Source organism: Frankia sp. R43, from assembly GCF_001306465.1.
Taxonomy (GTDB): Bacteria; Actinomycetota; Actinomycetes; order Frankiales; family Frankiaceae; genus Parafrankia; species Parafrankia irregularis.
Map to the genome: position 1 here is coordinate 1,523,106 of NZ_LFCW01000001.1, position 23,764 is coordinate 1,546,869.

Annotated in this window: 18 protein-coding genes and 2 tRNA genes; 3 read left to right on the forward strand and 17 right to left on the reverse strand. The window is 70.7% G+C overall.

What is annotated here, in order from left to right; all coding sequences use genetic code 11:
* Positions 1-261: 261 nt before the first annotated feature.
* From ACG83_RS05765 to ACG83_RS05775, 3 genes are all read right to left on the reverse strand, one after another.
* A tRNA-Glu gene (locus tag ACG83_RS05765) sits at positions 262-334 on the reverse strand.
* Between the two features lie 45 nt (positions 335-379).
* A tRNA-Gln gene (locus ACG83_RS05770) sits at positions 380-451 on the reverse strand.
* A 145-nt stretch (positions 452-596) separates the two neighbouring features.
* On the reverse strand, positions 597-1,373 hold the full coding sequence (locus ACG83_RS05775) for a fumarylacetoacetate hydrolase family protein (RefSeq protein WP_006541022.1): 777 nt from the start codon (positions 1,371-1,373) through the stop codon (positions 597-599).
* A 313-nt stretch (positions 1,374-1,686) separates the two neighbouring features.
* On the opposite strand from ACG83_RS05775, the gene ACG83_RS42020 reads away from it, so the two are divergent.
* Complete coding sequence (locus ACG83_RS42020; protein WP_006541021.1) at positions 1,687-1,953, forward strand: hypothetical protein; 267 nt, start codon at positions 1,687-1,689, stop codon at positions 1,951-1,953.
* Here ACG83_RS42020 and ACG83_RS05780 read toward each other — a convergent pair.
* The 7 genes from ACG83_RS05780 to ACG83_RS05810 form a co-directional block, all read right to left on the reverse strand.
* Positions 1,865-2,713, reverse strand: a complete 849-nt coding sequence (locus ACG83_RS05780) for a hypothetical protein (RefSeq protein WP_054565028.1) — start codon at positions 2,711-2,713, stop codon at positions 1,865-1,867. The two genes, ACG83_RS42020 and ACG83_RS05780, sit on opposite strands and share 89 nt — an antisense overlap.
* A gap of 90 nt (positions 2,714-2,803) precedes the next feature.
* Complete coding sequence (locus ACG83_RS05785) at positions 2,804-4,588, reverse strand: lytic transglycosylase domain-containing protein (RefSeq protein WP_235497680.1); 1,785 nt, start codon at positions 4,586-4,588, stop codon at positions 2,804-2,806.
* Positions 4,589-5,151: 563 nt separating this feature from the next.
* Entirely contained in the window at positions 5,152-6,825 is a 1,674-nt protein-coding gene (gene cimA / locus ACG83_RS05790; protein WP_054565030.1) for a citramalate synthase, read from the reverse strand.
* A 434-nt stretch (positions 6,826-7,259) separates the two neighbouring features.
* Positions 7,260-7,937 carry a Crp/Fnr family transcriptional regulator gene (locus ACG83_RS05795; protein ID WP_006541017.1) on the reverse strand — a complete coding sequence of 226 codons (678 nt, stop codon included), beginning with the start codon at positions 7,935-7,937 and terminating at the stop codon, positions 7,260-7,262.
* Between the two features lie 108 nt (positions 7,938-8,045).
* Positions 8,046-8,432 carry a cyclic nucleotide-binding/CBS domain-containing protein gene (locus tag ACG83_RS05800; protein WP_054565031.1) on the reverse strand — a complete coding sequence of 129 codons (387 nt, stop codon included), beginning with the start codon at positions 8,430-8,432 and terminating at the stop codon, positions 8,046-8,048.
* Between the two features lie 237 nt (positions 8,433-8,669).
* On the reverse strand, positions 8,670-9,593 hold the full coding sequence (locus tag ACG83_RS05805) for a branched-chain amino acid transaminase (RefSeq protein ID WP_054565032.1): 924 nt from the start codon (positions 9,591-9,593) through the stop codon (positions 8,670-8,672).
* Positions 9,594-9,835: 242 nt separating this feature from the next.
* On the reverse strand, positions 9,836-10,867 hold the full coding sequence (locus ACG83_RS05810) for a 3-isopropylmalate dehydrogenase (protein WP_054565033.1): 1,032 nt from the start codon (positions 10,865-10,867) through the stop codon (positions 9,836-9,838).
* Between the two features lie 502 nt (positions 10,868-11,369).
* Here ACG83_RS05810 and ACG83_RS05815 point away from each other — a divergent pair.
* Together ACG83_RS05815 and ACG83_RS05820 are read left to right on the forward strand one after the other, a co-directional pair.
* Positions 11,370-12,695 carry an EAL domain-containing protein gene (locus tag ACG83_RS05815; protein ID WP_083473028.1) on the forward strand — a complete coding sequence of 442 codons (1,326 nt, stop codon included), beginning with the start codon at positions 11,370-11,372 and terminating at the stop codon, positions 12,693-12,695.
* On the forward strand, positions 12,692-13,000 hold the full coding sequence (locus ACG83_RS05820) for a DUF1059 domain-containing protein (RefSeq protein ID WP_054565035.1): 309 nt from the start codon (positions 12,692-12,694) through the stop codon (positions 12,998-13,000). The genes ACG83_RS05815 and ACG83_RS05820 overlap by 4 nt, the downstream gene beginning before the upstream one ends.
* Positions 13,001-13,072: 72 nt before the next feature.
* Here the strand turns inward: ACG83_RS05820 and leuA are convergent, their stop codons facing one another.
* The 7 genes from leuA to ACG83_RS05855 all read right to left on the reverse strand — a co-directional run bounded on the left by leuA (position 13,073) and on the right by ACG83_RS05855 (position 23,649).
* Entirely contained in the window at positions 13,073-14,776 is a 1,704-nt protein-coding gene (leuA, locus tag ACG83_RS05825; protein WP_054565036.1) for a 2-isopropylmalate synthase, read from the reverse strand.
* A 389-nt stretch (positions 14,777-15,165) separates the two neighbouring features.
* A complete protein-coding gene (locus ACG83_RS05830; RefSeq protein WP_054565452.1) occupies positions 15,166-16,035 on the reverse strand; it encodes a septum formation family protein in 870 nt (289 codons plus the stop codon).
* A gap of 109 nt (positions 16,036-16,144) precedes the next feature.
* Positions 16,145-17,734 carry a phosphoglycerate dehydrogenase gene (gene serA, locus ACG83_RS05835; protein ID WP_054565037.1) on the reverse strand — a complete coding sequence of 530 codons (1,590 nt, stop codon included), beginning with the start codon at positions 17,732-17,734 and terminating at the stop codon, positions 16,145-16,147.
* 279 nt (positions 17,735-18,013) lie between these two features.
* Positions 18,014-19,009, reverse strand: a complete 996-nt coding sequence (gene ilvC, locus ACG83_RS05840) for a ketol-acid reductoisomerase (RefSeq protein ID WP_054565038.1) — start codon at positions 19,007-19,009, stop codon at positions 18,014-18,016.
* A 93-nt stretch (positions 19,010-19,102) separates the two neighbouring features.
* A complete protein-coding gene (gene ilvN, locus ACG83_RS05845) occupies positions 19,103-19,627 on the reverse strand; it encodes an acetolactate synthase small subunit (protein ID WP_054565039.1) in 525 nt (174 codons plus the stop codon).
* Positions 19,624-21,468 (reverse strand): acetolactate synthase large subunit, encoded by a 1,845-nt coding sequence (locus ACG83_RS05850; RefSeq protein WP_255354706.1) that lies wholly within the window; start codon positions 21,466-21,468, stop codon positions 19,624-19,626. The genes ilvN and ACG83_RS05850 overlap by 4 nt, the downstream gene beginning before the upstream one ends.
* 324 nt (positions 21,469-21,792) lie before the next feature.
* Positions 21,793-23,649 (reverse strand): penicillin-binding transpeptidase domain-containing protein, encoded by a 1,857-nt coding sequence (locus ACG83_RS05855; RefSeq protein WP_054565040.1) that lies wholly within the window; start codon positions 23,647-23,649, stop codon positions 21,793-21,795.
* Positions 23,650-23,764 lie beyond the last annotated feature (115 nt).

Genomic DNA, 23,764 nt, shown 5'->3' on the forward strand with positions numbered 1-23,764 from the left:
CCACCGCGCTGCCACTCCGCCGGCCTGGGAACGGCCCCCGCCACGCTCAGCAGACCTCCGCGTCCGTCGGGCGCTCGTCGAGGGCTCCGAGGCCTACTCGGAGCCCTCGACGCGTTCCACGACAACGCGACAGGGAGACCGCGACAGGGAGACAAGGAGACGTACGTCACTCCCCCGTGGCCCGCGTCGGCAGCGGCGCCTGGCGTCGGCAGAAAAAGAAAGGCGCCAACCCGAAGGTTGGCGCCTGATGTTCTTCAAATGTAGCCCCGACCGGATTCGAACCGGCGCTACCGCCTTGAGAGGGCGGCGTCCTAGGCCGCTAGACGACGGGGCCAGAACCGTTCCTGCAATATACAGCATTTTCGTGCTTTTGGTGCAGCTGGGGTACCAGGACTCGAACCTAGACTAACGGAGCCAGAATCCGTTGGGCTGCCAATTACCCCATACCCCAAGGGGCCCTCGCGGGCGTTGCCTACTGTACCCCATGCACGGCCCAGATCCGCGAGTAGGGGCCGCGGAAAGGCCGGCCAGTTCCGGAGACCGGCGTCCGGGGGTCGGGCCGGTCCAGGACCGCCGACCCCGCGGCACCCGAGGAGCTACCTGGCGGTCACCGGGTTCGTCAGGGTTCCGATGCCATCCACGGTGACGGCGACGGTTTGCCCTGCTTCCATCGGCCCCACTCCGGCGGGAGTGCCGGTAAGCAGGACATCTCCCGGGAGCAACGTCATCGCGCGCGACATGAAGGCGACCAGGGCCGGCACGTCATGCAGCAGGTGACTGGTCCGGGAGTTCTGCCGGACCTCGCCGTCCAGCGTCGTCCGCAGGGCCACGTCGGACGGATCGAGCTCGGTCTCGATCCAGGGCCCGAGCGGGCAGAACGTGTCATGCCCCTTGGCCCGTGTCCACTGGCCGTCCGTCGCCTGCTCGTCCCTGGCGGTCACGTCGTTGGCGCAGGTGAAGCCGAGCACGACGGACATCGCCCGCTCCACCGGGACGTCCCGGCAGAGGCGGCCGATCACGACGGCCAGCTCACCCTCGTAGTCCACCCGCCGGCTTTCGGCCGGCAGCATGACCGGGTCCCCCGGGCCGGCCACGCTGGTCGACGGCTTCAGGAACAGCACCGGGCTCGCCGGTGGCTCACCACCCATCTCCCGCGCGTGGTCCGCGTAGTTCTTGCCGATGCACAGGATCTTGCTCGGCAGCACCGGAGCGAGCAGCCGGACCTCCGCCAGCGGGCGCCGCACCCCGGTGAAGGTGAACGGAGCGAACGGATGCGGTGTGATCCCGGCTACAACCGCGGTTCCTTCCTCCGGTGACCCCTCGACCACTCCGAACGCCGGTTCCGATCCGTCTGTAAACCTCGCGATGCGCACTGGGCGACCGTACCGACCCAGCTACGCGTCGGGGGCGTGGTGCGGCGCACCCAACCACCGACGCTGCGCAGCCCCGACCCCGCCGGACCACGATCAGGCCACATCCGGCCACATCCGGCCCCGTCCGGCCGCCACTGACCACGTCTGACCATGACCGGCCCGCTCGGGCCGCGCCAGCCTCGTCGAGGCATCCGATTCGCCGGGGTGGCGAAAGGGCACCGAGAATCAGGCAGGATTGCCCCGTACGGGTCCGCGCCCCGGGTCGGGACAGCGGTGACCCATCACGGACCGGCCTCGATCTGGAAGGAGCACGATGACCGAGACTGACACCACTCCCGTCTACGACGTTGGCGCACCCGAGCCCAAGCCGATCGACGAGGAGCTCAGCGTCCAGCTTGGCCACCTCGCGGAGGACGCGATCCTTCGCGGCAAGCCCAACGGCGACGAGCGCTGCGACAACTGCCTGTACTACCTCGACACCGACAAGGACATCACCTACTGCTGGCACCCGAAGCTGCGGATCCTGGTCGGCGGCGACTGGTGGTGCCAGTGGTGGGAGGAGATCCCGGAAGAGGACTGACCTTCCGGGAGGCGACGCCCCGGGGGTGCCGGGCCGCCCCGACGCCCCCACTGGCGCCCCCGATGTTGTCGCTGTCGCCGGTCACAGGCCGGCGACCGGCCAGCCAGGGAGCAGGCAGGACGTCGACGGCGGCGACCGCGACCAGGCTGCTCGCCTCGGCGAGCAGCTCCGCGACCTCCGGTTCCTGCCAGCCACGGTCCGCCGCGTGCGCCAGCTCCTCGGACTCGTGGTAGGCCGCCTCGACCAGCCATCCGCTCGCCGTGCAGGCCGACAGCAGGCCCAGCAGGTCCGGGCGGGCGTCAGGCAGCCGGCGGGCAAGCCGCCGCCGCAGCTCCCACAGCGCCGCCCGGTCGGCGGTCCGCCCCCAGGTGATCCGCACGAACCGCGCCCGCCCCAGCTCGGGGCGGTCTTCCTCCCCTGCCAGGCTCGCCTCCCCGACGAGCTGCACGTGGGGGTGGTCGATCACGGCCACGGGGCACAGCAACCCTCCGAAGGCCTCCCAGGTCCCGCCTTGCCAGAACTCGGTGCGGTCCGCATCGCCGGGGTCATGGAGGTCGAACAGGCCGACGAAGACACCGTCTCGTGACGTCCCGGTGGTGCAGGCGGCCAGCCCGGCGCCAGCCGGGCCGCCGCTCGGTGCACCTGAACCGCTCGGTGCACCTGAACCGCTCGGACCACGCGAACCGCCGGCCCCTCGCTCCAGCACATCACGCAGTGCGCGTTTGTCCCGCACTCGGCCCCGGATCGCCCGCAGCACCATCGCCACCTCCCTGCGACGGTGAGGCTACGGCGCCCGGTTACCCGCAGCCACCTGGAAACAGCGGAACCGTACGCCTGTCGTGGCTGGGGATTACGGGGCCAACGACACGACCGGGAAGGGCAGCGTGCTCCCGTCGCCGCCGGTTCCGGCAGCTTCCGGAGCGGCGGCCGAGCTCGTGGTGGCCGAACCCGTGGCGGCCGAGCCCGGGTCCACCTGGGCGCACAGGGCCGTGATCACCTCGCCGAGACCGATCCGCGCATCGGCGGCGATCTCTCCCACCTGGATCGCGGCCGCGAGCCGGTCCAGGAAACGGGACAGCTCGACAGCGGCCTGCAGACCGCCATCGCCGTCCGGCAGGGTGGCGAGCAGGTCGTCCACCGCCGTCCGGGTGATGCGTCCGGTGTCGCGGTAGGTCTCCAGATGGCGCCGCAACCCGGCCAGCGTGGGCGGAGCACCGGAGAAGTCCGCGGGATCGAGGTCGGCGGCCCGGATCCGCGTCTCGGCGGCCGCGCAGTCAGCACCGCCGGGCAGGACCCGCACCACGACGTCGAAGGGGCCGCGACCCGTCGCGCGGCCGATCGCCAGCCCGTCGACCCGCCCCAGCGAGACGACCTCGTCGCCGCTCGACACGGTCCGGGCACTCGTCCCCGTGGCCACCGTCGCGCCCGTGCTGTCGAGCACCACGAGCTCGATGGTCACCGTCCGGCCGTCGGTGCCCCCGACCCGGCCGCGTACCTCCAACGACTCATGGTCCGAGCCGGTCAGCACATCGCCGCCGACCCCGTCGACGCTGATCGATCCCTGGTCGATCACCGGCGTCAGGCAGCCCTCCCCCTCCGCGCCGGCCAGCGGCGTCAGCGCCGTGACCTCGAACGGCTGGTCCATCGGCAGGCCCTGCGCCCCCTGATCATCCGAGGTGTCGCCACCGGCCGCGTCGGCCGGTTCGGCGCCCAGGCCGCTCACGACCGTCGCGCCGACGGCGTACCAGGCCGCCCAGCCGAGGACGGAGCGGGTGTACGCCTCCGACGGGTTGTACGAGCGCACCGCGGTGAGCACGTTCTTCGGGATCCGCAGGTCACCGGAGGCACAGAGCAGCTCCGCCGCGGCGAGCGTGGCGTCGTCGAGGTCGTTGGGGTCAGCACGTCCGTCCGCGTCGGCGTCCCGGCCGGCCCAGCGCCACATCGCCGGGGTGAACTGCATCGGGCCGACCGCCCGGTCGAGCTCGCGATCACCGTCGAGCCAGCCGTCGTCGGTGTCGCGGATGTAGAACATGCCGGCCGAGCCGTCGAGCCGTGGGCCGACCACCGTGGGTGTGACCCGGCCGGTGGCCGGGTCGATCGCCGCGCCCTTTCCGTGGCCCGACTCGATTGCGCCTATTCCTGCCAGCAGCGACCAGTGCAGGAAGCAGTCCGGCCGCTCGGCGTTCACCCGGTCGGCCGCGCTCGTGTAGGCGGCCAACGCCCGGGACGGGATCGTGGAGGCCTCGGCACTCGAACCGGGTGGCGTGGTCAGCGATTCGTTACGGACCGTCGAATCCGGCGCCGAACCGTCGTCCGCCTCGTCGTCGTCGGCGGCGGCGACGTCGGACCCGGAGCGGGTCGCGGTACCGGCGGACACCGTGAGCCCGTCACGCACCGGCAGCCGGATCTGCCCGGACGCACCGACCACACCGGCCAGGGCCTCCACGGTCGCTCCGCCGAAGGCGGCCCCGTTGTCGGGCAGCACCTCGACCTGGTCGATCCGGCCGTTGACCGGCCCGTGCAGGCTGATCGGTGCGGCGGCGGGCGCGGGCGTGGCCACCGCGGTCACCGCGAGAGTGAGCACTGCCACCGCCAGCGGGAGCTTCAGCAGCGCACCCCAGGAGACGCGTGCCACCTGGCCGGCGTCGCGTCGGCGTCGCCCACCGAGGGCGGCTGACGGCGTCGGGCGGCGGGCCGCCACCTGGCCGCGTGCTGTCGCCGGCCTGCGGCGCCTCGACGGAGGATCGACCCACACCGCCTCGGCCGCGGCCCGCGAGGACCGGTGTGCACCGGCCCGACGGCCCGCCGTGCCATGACCCGCCGTGCCATGACCCGCAACGCCGCTACCTGCCGCGCCACGGACGGCCCGGCGGCTCACAGCCGCCCCCACCGGCTGTTGCTGCTGGTCTGGCACTCCATGACCGGACACCGCGCCATGGCCGGACACCGCGACACCGCCGTCCCCTCTCCCCGGCTTGGTGACCGAGCTCGCGTCTCACCATCGCCTCGGACATCCAGGACACCGATATGCGGTGGATTAGCCGGATCGCCGGAAGCGTCGCGGTCAGCGTAACGGGCACCAAAGGATGGCCGCGCCGCGTTGGCACGAGCGGAGAAATCTTTGGCAGGACGGGCGGACGCCGCATAGGCGGCGTTGACGATGTTGATCTGGCGATGGGGGACCGCCAGGCGACCGGACTAGACCGCGTCGGGGTCGGGACGCTCGCCCTGGCGACGCAGCCCGTAGATGACGGCATCCTGCAACGCCACCCAGGAGGCCGCGATGATGTTCTCGTGGACGCCGATGGTGTCCCAACGGCCACGGCCGTCACTGGTCTCGACCAGCACCCGGGTGACCGCTCCGGAGCCCTGGCTCCCGTCGAGGATCCGGACCTTGAAGTCGACGAGGTCGAGGTCCACGAGGCCCGGGTAGGCCTTCTCCAGCGCGGCGCGCAGCGCGGTGTCGAGCGCGTTCACCGGGCCGTTGCCCTCGGCCGTCGAAACGTGCCGCTCACCGTGGGAGGTGAGCTTGACCGTCGCTTCGCTGACGACCTCGCCACCGGCCCGCTGCTCGACGATGACCCGCCAGGATTCCAGGGTGAAGTAGCGTTCCCGCCCGGACACCTCGTCGATCAGCAGAAGCTCGAAGGAGGCCTCCGCGGCCTCGTACGAGTAGCCCGCGGCCTCACGGTCCTTGACGATCTCCAGCACCCGGCCGAGGGCCTCACGCTCGCCGGACAGGTCCAGGCCCATCTCCCGGCCCTTGAGCTCGAGCGTCGCCCGGCCCGCCAGCTCCGAGACGAGCATCCGCATGTCGTTGCCGACCACGGCCGGGTCGATGTGCTGGTACATGTCCGGGTCGACCTTGACCGCGCTCGCGTGCAGGCCGGCCTTGTGCGCGAAGGCGCTCGCCCCGACATACGGCCGGCTGTTGTCCGGTACCGAGTTGGTGACCTCGTCGATGGCGTGGGACACCCGGACGAGGTCGCGCAGCCGCCCGGCGGGCAGCACCTGGCGCCCCAGCTTGGTCTCCAGGCCGGCGATCACGCTGAACAGATTGGCGTTGCCGCAGCGCTCGCCGTAGCCGTTCGCGGTGCCCTGCACATGGGTCGCCCCGGCCTCGATCGCGACCAGGCTGTTCGCGACGGCGCAGGCCGCGTCGTCGTGGCAGTGGATGCCGAGCCGCGCACCCGTGAGCGCCAGCGTCTCGGCGACGACCTCGCCGATCCGGGTCGGCAGCATCCCGCCGTTGGTGTCGCACAGCACGATGACCTCGGCACCGGCCTCGGCCGCCGTGCGCACCATCTCCAGGGCGTAGTCGGCGTGGGCCCGGTGACCGTCGAAGAAGTGCTCCGCGTCGACGAACACCCGCTTGCCCTCGGCGGTCAGATGCCGGACGGTGTCGCGGATCATCGCCAGGTTCTCGGCAGGTGTCGTGCGCAGCGCGCGCTCGACGTGCCGACGGTCAGCCTTCGCCACCAGGCACACGACCGCGGTACCCGCGTCACGCAGCGCCGCGACCTGCGGATCGTCGGCCACGGCCTTGCTCGCCCGCCGGGTGGAACCGAAGGCGGTCAGCAGCGCACCGCGCAGGTTCAGCTCGGTGCGGGCACGGCGGAAGAACTCGGCGTCCTTGGGATTCGATCCGGGCCAGCCGCCCTCGATGAACCCGACGCCCAGCTCGTCGAGATGACGAGCGACGACAAGCTTGTCGGCGACCGACAGCGAGAGCCCTTCCTGCTGGGTTCCGTCCCGCAGGGTCGTGTCGTAGATGTGCAGCGACTCACGGTCGAACGCGGGTTCCGCCGGGGCACCCTCGGTGCGGGCGTCGACGGAAACGGTTCGGGTGGTGGTTGGGACGTCGTGGTGCACAGCTGGACCTCTCGCCGGAACCTTGTCTGGCCGTCACGCGCCCCGGTCTCCATGGTCAGTGACCGGTACGCGCGACGGGGACGGGTTCGCCGCCAGCGTCCCACCTTATGTCGTAACACGCTGGACACGTAGCAAGTGTGGCGAGCGCCATCGTGCCGGCCCACCTGATCTACCTGGGGTTCTCTCGCCCGGGGCCGGGCCGGCGGCCCAGAAGGCCGGCGCCGGCAGGCCCCTGCCGCAATCGATGCGACCCGTTCCTGCCCTCCACGCTACGCACCGCTCGCGGCGCGGCGGCCGGCGGGCCGGCTTCGCGGCTGCCGGGCGTGGCCCGCCGCCACCGAGCCACCGCGCCACCAGCCACGGAGCCACCGAGCTACAGAGCCATCGAGCTACGGAGCGGGAAGCGGCGAGGGAGCCCGGAAAGGCGAGCCGGCTCAGTCGCCGGCGAAGCGCCGAAGCCGGTCGACCTGCAGGATGGTGATCGTCTGCCCCTCGGACAGGATCCAGGCGCGCCGCTCGAACTCACGCAGCGCCTGGTTGACCGACTGGCGCGAACCACCCAGCAGCGAGGCGATCTCGGTCTGGGTGAGCCCGAGCTCGATGACCGGGCGGCCGGCCTCACGCATCCGCATCAGCAGCAGCTTGGCGACGCGGCGCGGCAGGTCGAGGAACACCAGGTCCGCGTTCGCGCCGGTCAGTCGGCGCACATGCGCGACCAGAGCCCGGATGAGCTGCTCGGCGACGGCGGGGCGCTCCCGGACGAGCTCCCACACGGCACTGCGGTCCAGCACCAGCGCGGTGCTCGGTTCCAGCGCCTCGACGCTCGCGGAGCGTGTCCCGGCCTCGACGATGTTGAGCTCGCCCAGGGTCTCCTTCGGGCCCGCGATGTTCAGCACATGGTCACGGCCGTCGTCCGCCTTGGTGAGCACCTTCAGCCGGCCCGAGGCGACCACGAGCAGTGTGTCCGCGGGCTCGCCCTCCGTGAAGACCACCTGCCCCCGGCGGAACCGCCGGGTCACCGACCTGCTGGCCAGCCGGAGCAGGTCCTCCTCGTCGAGTTCCTTTAGCAGCGTGGTCGCCCGCAGCAGGGTGACCGCCTCAGTGTCGTGCATTCCGTGAACGTAGCGTTGTCGGGGGATGTGATGCGCCACGGATGCCCGACTCGGTGAATTCATCGGCACAACGTCACTCGACGACCACAGTTGGCGATCCAGATCATGTCAGGCAGCGACCCGCTGGCGACTCCAGCACCGGACGACGTCTCGCATCGAGAGCACGCCCTCGACCTCGGCTCCCGAGGTCACGATCAGGTGCCGGAAGCCACCCCGCAGCATGGCCGCGGCGGCCTCGTCCAGGGACCAGTCAGGGCCGGCGACCACGACGTCCCTCGTCACGTGATCGCCGACAAGCTCGACGTCAGGATCCTGGCCGAGGGCGACCGAGCGAAGAACATCGCGCTCGGTCAGGATTCCGAACCCCTGGCTCTCGCTGTCGAGGACCACCGCCGCGCCGACGTGCCGGGCGGCCATCAGCCGGGCCGCCTGCCGCAGCGTGTGATTCGGCCCGATGACGAGGACCAGAACACTCATTCCGTCCGAAACTCGCATGGCACCCTCCTGAACCGGCTCGCTCCTGACGCTTGTGCGTTCGTGAAACGACTAAGGGAGACGGTAGGCGGCCAAGGTCGAGTTGGCCAGAGCACACGCCAGAACAGCTGTCGATGGTGTCAGAAAAGGGACAGCGCACAGCGGTCATCGCGCCATAAAACGTCCTGAAACGACAACGCCCCCGCCCGGGGAGTTACCCGGGCGGGGGCAGTCGGCATTACGCGGTCGCGGTGAACCTCAGCGGACGGACTCGTTCCAGTCCTTGTAGCGGTCGAGCTCGCCGCGGGTCGCCTGGTGGAAGATGTCGAGGATCTCCTTGGTGACCGGGCCGGGCCGGCCGGCACCGACCGGCCGGTCGTCCACCGACGCGATCGGAACGATCTCGGCCGCGGTGCCGGTGAAGAAGGCCTCGTCGGCGAGGTACAGGTCGGTCCGCACGATGTGCTGCTCCAGCACCTCGTAGCCCTGGTCCGCCGCGATCTGCATCACCGATGCCCGGGTGATGCCGCCGAGCGGACCATCGCTGAGCGGCGGGGTGATGACCTTCCGCCCGGAGACGATGAAGACGTTCTCGCCCGAGCCGTCCGCGATGTGGCCGTTCGGGCTCGTCATGATCGCCTCGTCGTAGCCGGCCTTGATGGCGGCCACCTTGGCCAGCGACGAGTTGATGTACTGCCCGGTGGCCTTCGCCGCCGGCGGGATGATGTTCGCGTCGTTGCGGCGCCAGGTCGAGATGGTGGCGCGCGCGCCGTTGCGCTCGGCGTCCTCTCCCAGGTAGGAGCCCCAGGGCCAGACCGCGATCATCACCTCGATCGAGGACGGCAGCGGGTTGAGGCCGATCTCGCCGTAGCCGAGGTAGATCAGCGGGCGGATGTAGCAGGCCTGGACGTCGTTCTCGACGATGAGGTCCTTCGTCGCCTGGATGAGCTCCTCCGGCGAGAAGGACGGCTCCATCATGTAGATCTTGGCGCTGCGGTAGAGACGCGCGATGTGGTCGGTCAGCCGGAAGACCGCACTGCCGCTCGAGGTGGCGTAGGCGCGGATGCCCTCGAACACACCCCAGCCGTAGTGGAGGCTCGGGTTGAGCACGTGGACCTGGGCGTCGTCCCAGTCGACGAGCTCGCCGTTCATCCAGATCTTTGAAGTGGGGGTAATGGGCATGGCAACTCCAGTACGAAAGACTTCAGGGCGCACGAGGGCGCAGGCGAACACTGTGACGAACAGTCAGAGATGACGAAACTGCCGATCGTCGCCGTGGTCAGGCCCTGTCGGCTGCCGTCGTACCGGATCTACGGCTCCCTTCCGAGAATAGCCCCCGGATGACCGAACGGAAAACGACCGCCGGCGCGGGCACCGCCTGCAACGATGCCGCCGCCACCGCCATAGCGCGGCGCCGGCGCCGATCAGCCGGCGGCGCGCGCCGCCAGGTCATCCCCGATCTCACGGGTGGACCGGCGCCCGCCGCCGTCAGCGGCGGCACGCGCCGCGAGCGACGCGGCGACCGCCGCCTCCACCCGTGCCGCCTCGCCGGCGTGCCCGAGGTGGTCCAGCAGCATGGCGACCGAGGCCACGGTCGCGGTCGGGTCGGCCAGGCCCTGGCCCGCGATGTCCGGCGCACTGCCGTGCACCGGCTCGAACATGCTCGGGTTCGCACCTGACGGGTCCAGGTTCCCGCTCGCGGCCAGCCCGATGCCACCCGTGATCGCGGCGCCGATGTCGGTCAGGATGTCGCCGAACATGTTGTCGGTGACCACGACGTCGAACCGCCCGGGGTTGGTCACGAAGAACATCGACGCCGCGTCGACATGCTGGTAGTCGACGGTGACGCCGGGGAACTCCGCGCCGACGTCGGCCACCGTGCGAGCCCAGAGATCACCGGCCTTGGTGAGGACGTTGGTCTTGTGCACCAGGGTCAGATGCGCGCGCGGCCGCCGGCTCGCCCGCGCGAAGGCGTCCCGGACGACCCGCTCGACGCCGAACCTCGTGTTCAGGCTCTCCTCGGTCGCCACCTCGTGCGGCGTGCCGCGACGCAGCGTGCCACCGGCACCGGCGTACGGCCCCTCCGTCCCCTCCCGGACCACGATCATGTCGATGGTGGGGTCACCGGCGAGCGGTGTGGTCACGCCCGGGTAGAGCCGCACCGGACGAAGGTTGACGTGGTGATCGAGCTCGAACCGCAGGCGCAGCAGCAGCCCACGCTCGAGAACACCACTCGGCACGCCCGGGTCCCCGACGGCCCCCAGCAGGATCGCGTCATGGCCACGCAGCTCGGCTAGCACGCTGTCGGGCAGGGTCTCGCCGGTCCGGTGCCACCGCTGGGCACCCAGCTCGTAGTCGGTCGTCTCGACCTTGGGGTAGACCGCCCGCAGTACACGCAGCCCCTCCGCCACCACTTCCGGACCAATCCCGTCGCCACCTATGACCGCAAGCCTCATGAGGCCTGACTGTAGTCGGCCCCTACGGACCCACTCGGCTGGACCGACCCCGCCGCCACCCTCCGTGAGAGGACCTGCATGCAGCGCTTCGGCGGGCCGCTCCACCGGCCGATCGTGCTCGCCGACCACAGCCCGTGGTGGCAGCCGGGCCAGCCCGACATTCCGTTCAACGAGTGCGCTGCATTCGCGTGCCGATCAGTCGGTCCAAACGAAGCACCGACCGACCCTGCACATATCAACCGGAACACAATCGCGTTGACTTCGAAAAATGCACAACGGACAAAGTTCGGACCACACCCACGCACAGCACCACAACTCCACGGAGACAGGATGCCGATGCCGCCGTAAAAGTGGTACGAAATAAACAACTTTGCTGATGCGACGTGCGGGGATACGAGGGGGTGCACGACGCATGGTTCCTCAGCGCCTGACCAGCGGGCGTTCGGCGGACACCGGCCGGCCGACGGGCCGCGGATCCGCGGGTCGAGGAGGCCACGGCGGGGTGGGAGAGGTCTCTGCGGCGGCGAAGCTCCAGCCAGCCGTGGGACCACCGACCCGTCCCGACATCGACCGGATCCTGGCCGACCCGGACGCACCAGACCTTGTCTTCCAGCCAATTGTGGACCTCCGACTGGGCCTGACAGCCGGCTACGAAGCACTGGCCCGCTTCGGCGACGACCCACGCAACGCCCCGGACCTCGTCTTCGCCGAAGCTGATCGTCTCGGTGTCGCCGCCGAGGTGGAGGCGCGGGTGCTGCGCAAGGCGATCGCCGCACGGGATCATCTTCCGGATCGTTGTTTTCTCGCCGTCAACGTCTTCCCGCATCTTCTTTCCAGCCCGGAGGTCGAGTCCGTCTGGCGGACAGCCGATCTTTCCCGGCTGGTTCTCGAGCTGAACGAGGCAGTGGCCATCGACTGCTCCTCGGCCCTGGCCGCAACATCACAGGAGCTCCGCGACAGAGGCGCCTTCATTGCGATGGACGATGTCGGCTCGGGTTACGCGGGGCTGCGCCAGCTCACCTACATCCGCCCGGATTTCGTAAAACTGGACAGATCGCTCGTAACCCACATAGACGACGACCAGGTGAAGATCGCGCTGACCGAGCTGGTCGGCGGGTTCGCCAGCCGCCTCAACGGCTGGGTGATCGCCGAAGGCATCGAACGGGTGGAGGAGCTCACCATGCTCGTCGCCCTGGGCGTCCCGCTGGCACAGGGCTTCCTCCTCGGACGTCCGTCAGCCCACTGGCAGTTCCTCGACCCCTCGGTGGCCAGACGGATCCAGACCATGGCCGCGCGTACCGACCGTTCCGCGCACATCGTCAGCCTGATGGAACCGGCCCGGGTGTCCACCGGCGATCACGGGCAGTGCGCCCGCGACGCGGCGTGCCCGCCCTGCATGCTCGACCTGGCGGACGTGCCGGAGTCCCCGGCTTCGGCTACGGAAACCGGCGCCGTGCGGCAGCCCTCCGGCGACCGCGACGGCAACGGCGACCGCGACGGCAACGGCGACCGCGACGGGGCCGGGGAGACGACCATCATCGTCAGCAACCGGTGCCGGCCCGTGGCGCTGCAGCTCGCCGGAGGCGCCGGTACCGCCGGAGGTGCTGGAGCCGCCGGAGGTGCTGCTGCTCAGGCGCCCCGCAGGATTCCCACCTCGCTGTTCGCCCGGCCGGACGAGCCCGTGACCGAGGTGGCGCGCCGAGCCATGACCCGCCCGAAGGGGCGTCGGTTCGACCCGGTGATAATCGTGACCGAAATGGGACGACCCCTCGGCCTGGTACGGATGGAGCGCCTGATGTTGCGTCTCGCGGAGCTGTCGGCGGTATGAGGCGGAACCGGTTCTGGACCGCGCAGGCCCTGATCGCCCCGCGCCCCGTGGGTGATCCCGGCGCCCGGGTCCGAGAGATCACACTGGGGCGCCCCCCGGTGATGAAGGAGTTCTACTGCGGGGCGATCATCCACGACTGTGAGACCCGCCTGGTCGCGCCCAGCGAGGACGAGATCATCGCCTCCGTCGACACGCACGCCCGGGTCGACCACGGGATGACCGACGTGCCGCTGCAGCTGACCGAGCTGGTCCGGCGCGGCATCCGCGACGTCGAGCCCACCGCGCTCAACGCGCACAACGACTGACGACACGCACTGACGGCACGCCCGGAGCGGGCGTGGGCCCGGTGGCAGCCGCGCCACCGGGCCCGCGCCACCTCACTGCGCCGGTGCCGGCGCCGGCGGCGCCACCCGGGCCCGGGCCGCTGCCCGGTTGACCGCGCTGACGACCGCGCGCATCGACGCCGTGACGATGTTCGGGTCGATCCCGACTCCCCAGAACACCGCGTCCCCGACCACGACCTCCAGGTAGGCCGCGGCACGGGCGTCCGCCCCGGAGCCCAGGGCATGCTCGGTGTAGTCGAGGACCCGGATCTGCACCCCACGGTCGGACAGCGCCGCGACGAACGCGTCGATCGGGCCGTTGCCGGTGCCCGTGATCACGTTCTCGACCCCGTGCAGGCGCACCGAGACGGTCACCTCGTCCCGCTCGCCGCTCGCCGCGGTCGTCCGCGATCCCAGCAGCTCCAGCGGCGCCTCCGGGTCGCCGCCCTGCGGGCGGTACTCCCGGGTGAAGATCTCCCAGAGCTGCTCGGCGGTGACCTCGCCGCCGGCGTCGTCGGTGTGCTTCTGCACCACGCCGGAGAACTCGATCTGCAGCCGCCGCGGCAGGTCCAGCGCGTACTCCGACTTCATCAGGTAGGCCACGCCGCCCTTGCCCGACTGGCTGTTCACCCTGATGACGGCCTCGTAGCTGCGGCCGACGTCCTTGGGGTCGATCGGCAGGTAGGGCACCTCCCACAGGGTCTGGCCGGTGCGCTCCATCGCCTCGAAGCCCTTCTTGATGGCGTCCTGGTGGGAGCCGGAGAAGGCCGTGTAGACGAGGTCGCCGCCGTAGGGGTGACGGGGGTGCACCGGCAGCTGGTTGCAGTACTCCACCGTGCGGCGGACACCGTCGATGTCGGAGAAGTCGATCTCCGGGTCGACGCCCTGCGAGAACAGGTTCAGCCCGAGGGTCACCAGGCACACGTTGCCGGTGCGCTCGCCGTTGCCGAACAGGCAGCCCTCCACCCGGTCCGCACCGGCCATGACGCCGAGCTCGGCCGCCGCGACCGCGCAGCCCCGGTCGTTGTGCGGGTGCAGCGACAGCACCACCGCGTCGCGCCTGGTCAGGTTCCGGCTGACCCACTCGATCTGGTCGGCGTAGATGTTCGGCGTGGACATCTCGACGGTTGCGGGCAGGTTGAGGACCACGGGGTTCTCCGCCGTGGGCTCCCAGACATCCATCACCGCCTCGCAGACCTCGACCGCGTAGTCGAGCTCCGTCCCGGTGAACGACTCGGGGCTGTACTGCCAGCGGACGTCCGTCCCGTCCAGCAGCTTCTCCGCGTACTGGACGCACCAGCGCGCGCCCTGCACGGCGATGTCGGTGATGCCGGCGCGGTCGAGACCGAACACGACCCGGCGCTGCAGGGTCGACGTGGAGTTGTACAGGTGGATCAGAGCACGGTCGGACCCGGCCACCGCCGCGGCGGTGCGCTCGATCAGCTCCTCACGCGCCTGGGTGAGGACCTGGATCGTCACATCGTCGGGGATCCGATCGCCCTCGATCAGCTGACGGACGAAGTCGAAGTCGGTCTGGCTCGCCGCGGGAAAGCCGACCTCGATCTCCTTGTAGCCCATCGCCACCAGCAGCTCGAACAGCTGCATCTTGCGGGACGGGGTCATCGGGTCGATCAGCGCCTGGTTGCCGTCGCGCAGGTCCACGCTGCACCAGCGGGGTGCCCGGGTGATCGTGGCGCCCGGCCAGGTACGGTCCGGCAGCGTGACCGCCTGGAACGGGCGGTACTTCTCGATGGGCATGCCAGACGGTTGCTGAGGTGTGATCACTGTTCCTGCTTCCTCGGGTATGCGGGCCGGTTCCTCAGCGCCTGCCTGAAGCTCAGCGCCTGACTGAGATCAGTGGCAGGGGACCGGTGCTGACGCACGAGAACTCCGCGACGGGGAAGCCAGCCAATATTCCGGATCAGAAAGCCCGGATCAGGCCCCGCCGCGGCACCTAAGAAGAAGCAGCGCACGCATCGCCTCGTCAGCCTACCCGACTGCCGGCGAACCCGACCCGCCCCGCACCGTCGCCCATGCCACTACCCAGACCACCGGATGTCAGATCCGGACGGACGGCCGTCGGCTCCGGACGTCTTTCGGCCCCGGACGTCTGTCGGGCCTGGACGTCTGTCGGGCCTGGACGGGTGTCAGCCCTGGACGGGTGCCGGGACCACCAGGCGCCCGGACCGGGGAGTCAGGTCCTGCGAACGGATCGTGCAGGCGATCCCGTGCACGCCGCCTTCCCAACTGGCCCGGTCCGGCCACACCGTCGCGACGGCCCCGCTCGAAGCCACGCCGAAGGCACCCGCGGACGCCAGCAGGGAACCTCCGCAGAGGTCCGTCGCGGTTGCGCTGAGCACGTCCGCGCCGGGCCAGGAGGCGTCGCCGCCGGCCCGGTCCACGACCTTCGTGATCTCGTCGATGTGAGGTTGGGAACAGTCCACCGGCACCGGGGCCAGCCTGGTCGCCGGCGCGGCCGGCCAGGCCAGGCAGTCCCCCGCCCGCAGCCCGGCGAACAGGGCCGGCGTGAGGTCGAAGCCCTGCGAAGCTGCGGCGGCCAGGCCCGCCGCCGCCCCGTTCCCGGCCAGCGATGACGGGCCGGTCGCGAACCTGGTCGCGGTGGTGGCGACCTCACCACCGGTCTCACGGGAGGCGAGCGTGCTGCTGGTGGTGCTGATCCCCGCGGCCGGCTGCGGCAAGGTCGCGACCGGAACGCTGCGCGCCGTCTGGCGCAGCGCTATGAAGGTGAGGCTGATCATCCCGAGCGCGAGGGTGAGCACGGCGAGTATCCAGGTCAGGCGCCTGGCCCGCGGCGCCGGACGCGGCGGGGCGACAAAGAGCCGGAAGACCAGCCCGTGCAGGCCGCGGGGCGCCGGCACGACCGTGCACCGCGCCCCGCCGGCGGGCGGAAACCGGCCCGCACGCTCCATCGCCGAGGGTTCCAGGAAGCGTGCGGACCGCACAAAGCGCTCGTCAAGCCGCACGTCCTCGAACGGATCCGGGTGCCGTGGCGCCATGTGTGTCACGGTAACGCCGGCAAGCGCCTCGGGCGTCACTTCTGCCTAACGATCACCCGGATCAGGTCGAGTCACACCGAGGCGCGACGAAAAGACCCATTCGGCGCTATCAGTCGGTCGAGATGCTGACCGCCCGTGCATAGGACGCACCGATGATCTTCGCGATCTCGGTCAGGATGTCGGGCGCCACCGCGTCGTCCAGGGACAGGGACATGAGCGCCTCGCCGCCGGCGCTCAGGCGGCTGACCTGCGCGTTGGCGATGTTGATGTGGGCCTCGCCGAGCAGTGCGCCGACGGCGCCGACAATGCCCGGGCGATCCTCGTAACGGAAGAAGGCCAGGTGGTTCTCGGGCCGTAGGTCCACCTCGAACCCGTCGATCGCGGTGATCTTCTCGACCTGCCGCGACCCGACCAGGGTGCCGCTGACCGAGACCGCGGTGCCGTCGGGCAGCGCTCCGCGCACCGTCACGAGGTTGCGGTAGTCCGGGCTCTCCTCGGAGGTCTCCAGCCCGACCTCGACACCGCGTTCCTTGGCGATCAGCGGCGCGTTCACATAGGTGACCTGCTCCTCGACGATGTCGGTGAAGACACCCTTGAGGACAGCCAGCTGCAGCACCGAGACGTCATGCACGGCGATCTCGCCCCGCACCTCGACCGTGATCGCCGCGGCGACTCCCCCGGCCAGGCCGGAGAAGAGCTGGCCCAGTTTCTCGGCGAGCGGCAGGCCGGGCCGCACGTCCTCCGCGACGACCCCGCCGGCCTGCACGTTGACCGCGTCGGGAACGAACTCGCCGCTCAGCGCCAGGCGCACCGACCTCGCCACCGCGAGGCCGGCCTTGTCCTGCGCCTCCTGGGTCGAGGCGCCCAGGTGCGGAGTGACGACCACGTTCTCCAGGCCGAACAGCGGCGAGGATGTGGTCGGCTCCTTGACGTACACGTCGAGCCCCGCGCCACCGACCCGGCCGGAGCTGACGGCCTCGGCCAGCGCAGCCTCGTCGACCAGGCCACCACGCGCGGCGTTCACGATGATCACACCGGGCTTGACCCGCGCGAGCTGCTCGGCGCCGATCAGCCCCAGCGTCTCGGGCGTCTTGGGGAGGTGAATGGTGATCACATCACTGACGGCGAGGAGCTCGTCCAGGTCGACCAGGCGGACGCCCAGCTGGGAGGCCCGGGCCACCGACACATAGGGGTCGTAGGCGACGATGTCCATCCCGAACGCGGCGAGGCGCTGCGCGACCAGGACGCCGATGCGGCCGAGCCCCACGACGCCGGCGGTCTTCTCGGTCAGCTCCACGCCGACGTACTTCGACCGCTTCCACTCGCCGCCGACGAGCGCGCCATGCGCGGCCGGCACCCGCCGAGCCACGGACAACAGCAGCGCGACCGCGTGCTCGGCGGCACTGACGATGTTCGACTGCGGCGCGTTCACCACCATGACGCCCCGGTTGGTGGCGGCCGGCACGTCGACGTTGTCGAGCCCGATCCCGGCCCGGGCCACGACCTTGAGCCGCGGCGCGGCGGCGAGTGCCTCCGCGTCGATCTTCGTTGCCGAACGGATGAGGACCGCGTCCACGTCCGCCAGCGCCGGCAACAGCGCGGATCGGTCGGCCCCGTCCACGTGGCGGATCTCGAAGTCCCCAGAGAGGACCTCCAGCCCGGCCGGTGAGAGCTCCTCGGCGACGAGTACGACGGGCACGGTCTGCTCCTAGTAGCGCAGCTCGTCGCCGGCCACCAGTGAGAAGGACGCAGCGGCAACGAGGCCGTGCTGCGCCGCTGCCCGGGCGGACGACGACGGTGTCGAATCAGGTGGGCTTTACGGTGCGCCTACAGCCTACAGAGGACGCTCAGCGCGATCGGTCGCCCACGGCGGTGTGCCCGCTCTCACCACCGAGGGATCACGGCCGGGCACAGCCGGGCACCGCCTGACACGCCGGGCACGGCCGGGCGGCAGTGCCACCCGGCCCGGCCCACCGCGTCAGTCCTTCGCGATCCAGGACATCATCGGCCGCAGCTTGCCACCGACCTGCTCGATCGGGTGCTGCTTGCCCTCCTCGACCAGCTTGGTGAAGGTCGGGCGACCCGCGTCGTCCTCCGCGACCCACTCGCGGGCGAACGTCCCATCCTGGATCTCGCCGAGGATCTTGCGCATCTCCGCCTTGACCGCCGGAGTGACCACACGCGGGCCACGGGTGACGTCGCCGTACTCGGCCGTGTCGGAGATCGAGTAGCGCATCTGGCTGATGCCGCCCTCGTACATGAGGTCGACGATCAGCTTGAGCTCGTGCAGACACTCGAAGTACGCGACCTCGGGGGTGTACCCGGCCTCGACCAGCGTCTCGAAGCCGGCCTGCACCAGCGCGCTGGCACCGCCGCACAGCACCGCCTGCTCACCGAACAGGTCGGTCTCGGTCTCCTCGGTGAACGTCGTGCGCAGCGCGCCGGCCCGGGTGCCACCGATGCCCTTGGCGTAGGCGAGCGCGATGTCGAGCGCCTTGCCGGAGGCGTCCGACTCGACGGCGACGAGGCACGGCACGCCCTTGCCCTCGGTGAACACCCGACGGACCAGGTGGCCCGGGCCCTTCGGCGCGACCATGAAGACGTCCACGCCGGCCGGCGGCTCGATGAGGCCGTAACGGATGTTGAAGCCGTGCCCGAAGGCGAGCGCCTTGCCCGGGGCGAGGTTCGGCGCGATCGACTCGGCGTAGATCTTGCGGTGCGTCGTGTCCGGCGTCAGGATCATGATGATGTCGGCCTCGGCGGAGGCCTCCGCCGGGGTCACCACCCGCAGGCCCTGCTCCTCGGCCTTGGCCCGGCTGGCGCTCGTCTCGGGCAGGCCGACGCGGACGTCGATCCCGCTGTCGCGCAGGTTCAGCGCGTGCGCGTGCCCCTGGCTGCCGTAACCGATCACGGCGACCTTGCGGTCAGCGAGGTTCGCGAGGTTCGCGTCGTCGTCGTAGTAGATCTCGACCATCGTTGGTGAATCTCCTAGTGGGAATTACTGGTGGGCACTGCCGGGGCACTGCTGGTGGAAACAGACTGCTGGTGGAAACAGAGGGGATGCTCGTCAGGCCGAGCGCTCGACCGCACGCAGGCTGCGGTCGGTGATCGACCGCGAGCCGCGGCCGAGGGCGACCATGCCGGACTGGACCAGCTCGCGGATCCCGAAGGGCTCGAGCATGCGGATGAGCGCGTCCAGCTTGTCACGGGTGCCGGTGGCCTCGATCGTCACCGCGTCCTGGGCGACGTCCACGACCTTCGCCCGGAAGAGCTGGACGGTCTCCAGCACCTGGGAACGGACCGTGAGGTCAGCCCGCACCTTGACCAGCATCAGCTCGCGCTGGACCGAGACGCTCGTGTCCATCTCGACGATCTTCAGCACGTTGACCAGCTTGTTGAGCTGCTTGGTCACCTGCTCCAGCGGCAGGTCCTCGACCGCGACGACGATCGTCATCCGGGAGACGTCCGCGTGCTCGGTGGGCCCGACGGCGAGCGACTCGATGTTGAAGCCGCGCCGGGAGAACAGGCCCGACACCCGGGCGAGGACGCCCGGCTTGTTCTCGACGAGGACCGAGAGGGTGTGCCGGGTCACAGGTTGACCTCCGCGTCGCCGGAGTAGTCGAAGTCGGGAGCCAGGTCGCGGGCGACCTGGATCTCGTCGTTGCTGGCGCCCGCGGCCACCATCGGCCACACCATGGCGTCCGGATGGACCACGAAGTCGACCACAACAGGGGCGTCGTTGATGCTCATCGCCTTCTCGATGGTCGCGTCGATGTCCTCAGGGGACTCGCAGCGCAGACCGACGCATCCCAGCGCCTCGGCCAGCCGCACGAAGTCCGGCACCCGGGTCACCCCGGTCCGCGCCGAAGCCGGGTGGGTGCCCAGGTCGGTGTTGGAGTACCGCTGGTCGTAGAACAGCGTCTGCCACTGGCGCACCATGCCCAGCGAGCCGTTGTTGATGACCGCGACCTTGATCGGGATGCCCTCCAGGGCGCAGGTCGCCAGTTCCTGATTGGTCATCTGGAAGCAGCCGTCACCGTCGATCGCCCACACCGTCGCGTCCGGCCGGCCGACCTTCGCGCCCATCGCCGCCGGCACCGCGTACCCCATCGTCCCGGCGCCACCGGAGTTGAGCCAGGTGTACGGGTGCTCGTAGGAGATGAACTGCGCCGCCCACATCTGGTGCTGCCCGACACCGGCCGCGAAGACCGTCTCCGGCCCGGAGATCTGACCGATCCGCTCGATGACCTGCTGCGGGGCGACGGAGCCGTCCGCCGGCAGGTCGTAGCCCACCGGGTAGGTCCCCCGCCAGCGGTTCAGCGCGTGCCACCAGGCTTCCAGGTCGGGACGCGGCTCGGCCTGCAGGGCGACGGTGAGGTCGGCGATCACCTCCCGGCAGTCACCCACGATCGGCACGTCGGCCACCCGGTTCTTGCCGATCTCGGCCGGGTCGATGTCGGCGTGGATGATCGCGGCCTCCGGCGCGAAGGACGCCAGCCGCCCGGTCACCCGGTCATCGAAGCGGGCACCGAGAGTGATCAGCAGGTCCGACTTCTGCATCGCCGTGACCGCCGCGACCGACCCGTGCATGCCGGGCATGCCCAGATGCTGCGGATGCGAGTCGGGGAACGCGCCACGGGCCATCAGCGTCGTGACCACCGGGATGCCGGTGAGCTCGGCGAGCACGCGCAGCTCGGCGGCCGCCCGGGCCTTGAGGACGCCACCGCCGACATAGAGCACCGGACGACGGGCGGCACTGATCATCTTCGCCGCCTCGCGGACCTGCTTGGCGTGCGGGCGGGTGACCGGGCGGTACCCGGGCAGCTCCAGCGCCGGCGGCCAGACCTCGTGCGGCAGCACCGAGGTGAGGCCCTGCAGGATGTCCTTCGGCAGGTCGACCAGCACCGGACCCGGCCGGCCGGTCGAGGCGATGTGGAACGCCTCGGCGATCGTGCGCGGGATGTCATCGGCCGACTGGACCAGGAAGTTGTGCTTGGTGATCGGCAGCGTGATGCCGCAGATGTCGGCTTCCTGGAACGCGTCGGTGCCGATCGCCCGGCTCGCCACCTGGCCGGTGATCGCGACGATGGGCACCGAGTCCATGTAGGCGTCGGCGATGGGCGTCACCAGGTTCGTCGCGCCCGGCCCGGACGTCGCCATGCACACCCCGACCCGCCCGGTGGCCTGCGCGTAGCCCTCGGCGGCATGCCCGGCGCCCTGCTCGTGCCGGACCAGGATGTGTCGCACCCGGGTGGAGTCGAACAGCGGATCATAGGCGGGCAGGATCGCCCCGCCCGGAATACCGAAGACCACCTCGGCACCGACCGCCTCAAGCGAGTGGACGAGCGATTGCGCGCCGGTGATCTGTGGAGTCTCTCTGGTCATCTGGTCGTCTTCCTTGACGGGGCCGGCAGAGCTGGTCGAGACGGCGATGTACAGGCGGTCGTGGTGCACGCGCCGGGCCGGACATGAAAAAGCCCCTCGTGCCGGAGGCACTGAGGGGCGGCGCGGGCGGTCGGTGACCAGTCGGTCCGACTACACGCGCTCCGAGCGTACGAGGATGCCAAGCAGCACGCGATACACCATCCCCGACATCGGCCACCACGTCAAGCGGACGGCGGTAGCCGGCCCGTGCCACCCAATTCCCGTCAAAAGGAACGAAAAGGGACACAGGGTCGCCTGGCGACCCGCAGGAGTGAAAGATCTCGGTCGTTGGAACGACAAAAATCCCTCACTCCTGCGGCTGGCCAAAGCCGATCAGCCGGCGGCCGGCGGAGCCGACACCTGGCCACCGTCGAGAGCGGTGAAGAACCTGGAGACCACGGGCGCGGCGGACTCGGCACCGAAACCACCGTCCTCGATGACCGTCGCGACCGCGATGTCACCGCGGTATCCGACGAACCAGCCGTGCGTCGGCGGCGGATTCCCGTTCCCGTACTCGGCCGTGCCGGTCTTGCCGCCGACCTCACCCGGCATCGGCACCCCCGCCGCAGTCCCCTCGGTGACCACGGCCCGCATGAAGTCGCGCAGCGGCCCCAGGGCCTGCGCCGGCAGAGCGTTGCTGCGCGGCGACTCCCCCACGACGAACGGCTGGTGCCAGGTGCCGCTCGCCACGGCGGCGGCGACGCTCGCCATCTGCAACGGCGACGCGGCGACCCGGCCCTGCCCGATCGACGCGGCCGCCGCCTCGACGTCGTCGCGCGGGGTCGGGAAGGAGCCGCCGACGCTGGCGATGGGCAGCGGCTCGACACCGTCGAAGCCGTACAGCTTGGCGGCCTGCTCGAGCGCGCCGTCGGGCAGCGACTGCTCCAGCCGGATGAACGCCGTGTTGCAGCTCTTGGCGAAGGCCGTGCGGAACGGGATCATGCCGAACTGCTCCGCCTCGGCGTTCTGGAACTCCCGCCCGCCGATGCTCACCTTCTCGGTGCAGTCGAGCGGGGTGTCCGCCGTCCTGCCGTTCATCAGCGCCGCCGTCGCCGTCACGATCTTGAAGGTCGAACCGGGCGGATACGACCCGCGCACCGCCCGCCCGTAGCCGTTGGTCGGGCGGTTCGCCACCGCGAGCACCCCGCCGGTCCGGGTGTCGATGGCTACCAGCGCCCCGTTCGGCTGCGCGGCGGTGCCGAGGGCCGCCTCGGCCGCACGCTGGACGTCCAGGTTGATGGTGGTGCGGATCGCCTCGCCGTCGCTGCTCGGGTAGGCCTTGAGGGTCTTCACTGTCTCGTTGCCGTCGGTGCGGACCACCACCGAGCCGCCCTGGGGCCGCAGCCGCGAGTCGTAGACCCGCTGCAGGCCGGAGGCCGGATCGATCCGGCCGATGAGGTTCCCGGCGAGCTCGGGGTTGGTGTCCATGGGACGCCCGTTCACGTCCAGCAGCGCGCCCCGCCTACCGGTGGAGTCGGTGCGGTCCAGGCGCAGGCCCGGCTTGAGCTCGGGGTGCACCGAGGACGGCGCCGCCCGCACCTTCCAGGCGTCGCCGCCGGCCCGGGTCAGGCCGAGCGAACCAGAGTACGTCAGCGGTTCGGTGAATCCGGCGAGCGTCAGGGTCGCGGTGTAGGGAACCGTGGCGCTCGCCCCCGAGCGCTCCGCCTTCCCCGCGACGAACTCTGCCCTGGTGACCGAGAGCCGATCGTGGACGTCGGACATCAGCCCGACCAGTGTCGCGACCGGGACGTCGCCGTCGACGCTGACCGCGCTGACCGCGGCACCGGCCCGAGCACGGGCCTGACCGGCCGCGGCATCGCCACCGCCGGTCCCGGCGGCAGCGGCTCCGGTCCCGGCGGCTCCGGTCCCGGCGGCTCCGGTCCCGGCGGCAGCGGTGCCGGTGGCACCGGTTCCGCTGGCAGCGGCACCGGTCCCGCCGGCAGCCGTGTCGGATTCCTCGGCCGCGGACGGCGCGATCGTCAGCGCCTGCCAGGCCTCCAGATAGGACGCGGCCACCGAGACCACCGCGCGGTCAGCCGCCCGTGCGTCCGACCGTTCCTTCAGCCAGTAGGTGAGACCGCCACCAACCGCCACGAGCACGAGCACCAGACCTGCGGCCAGCAGGCCCCGGCGCCCCCGCCCCCTGCGGCGCGACCGGGACGGACCGAACCCCGTAGGTGTGAGGGGCACGACGACTCGCCTCCCCCCATTGCCTCGCAGAACCATCCGGTGGGGCCCGCAAGGCCCGTCCACACACTACGAACGGCTCCGCGACTCCGCATCCGACGCGCCGCGCGACGTCGGC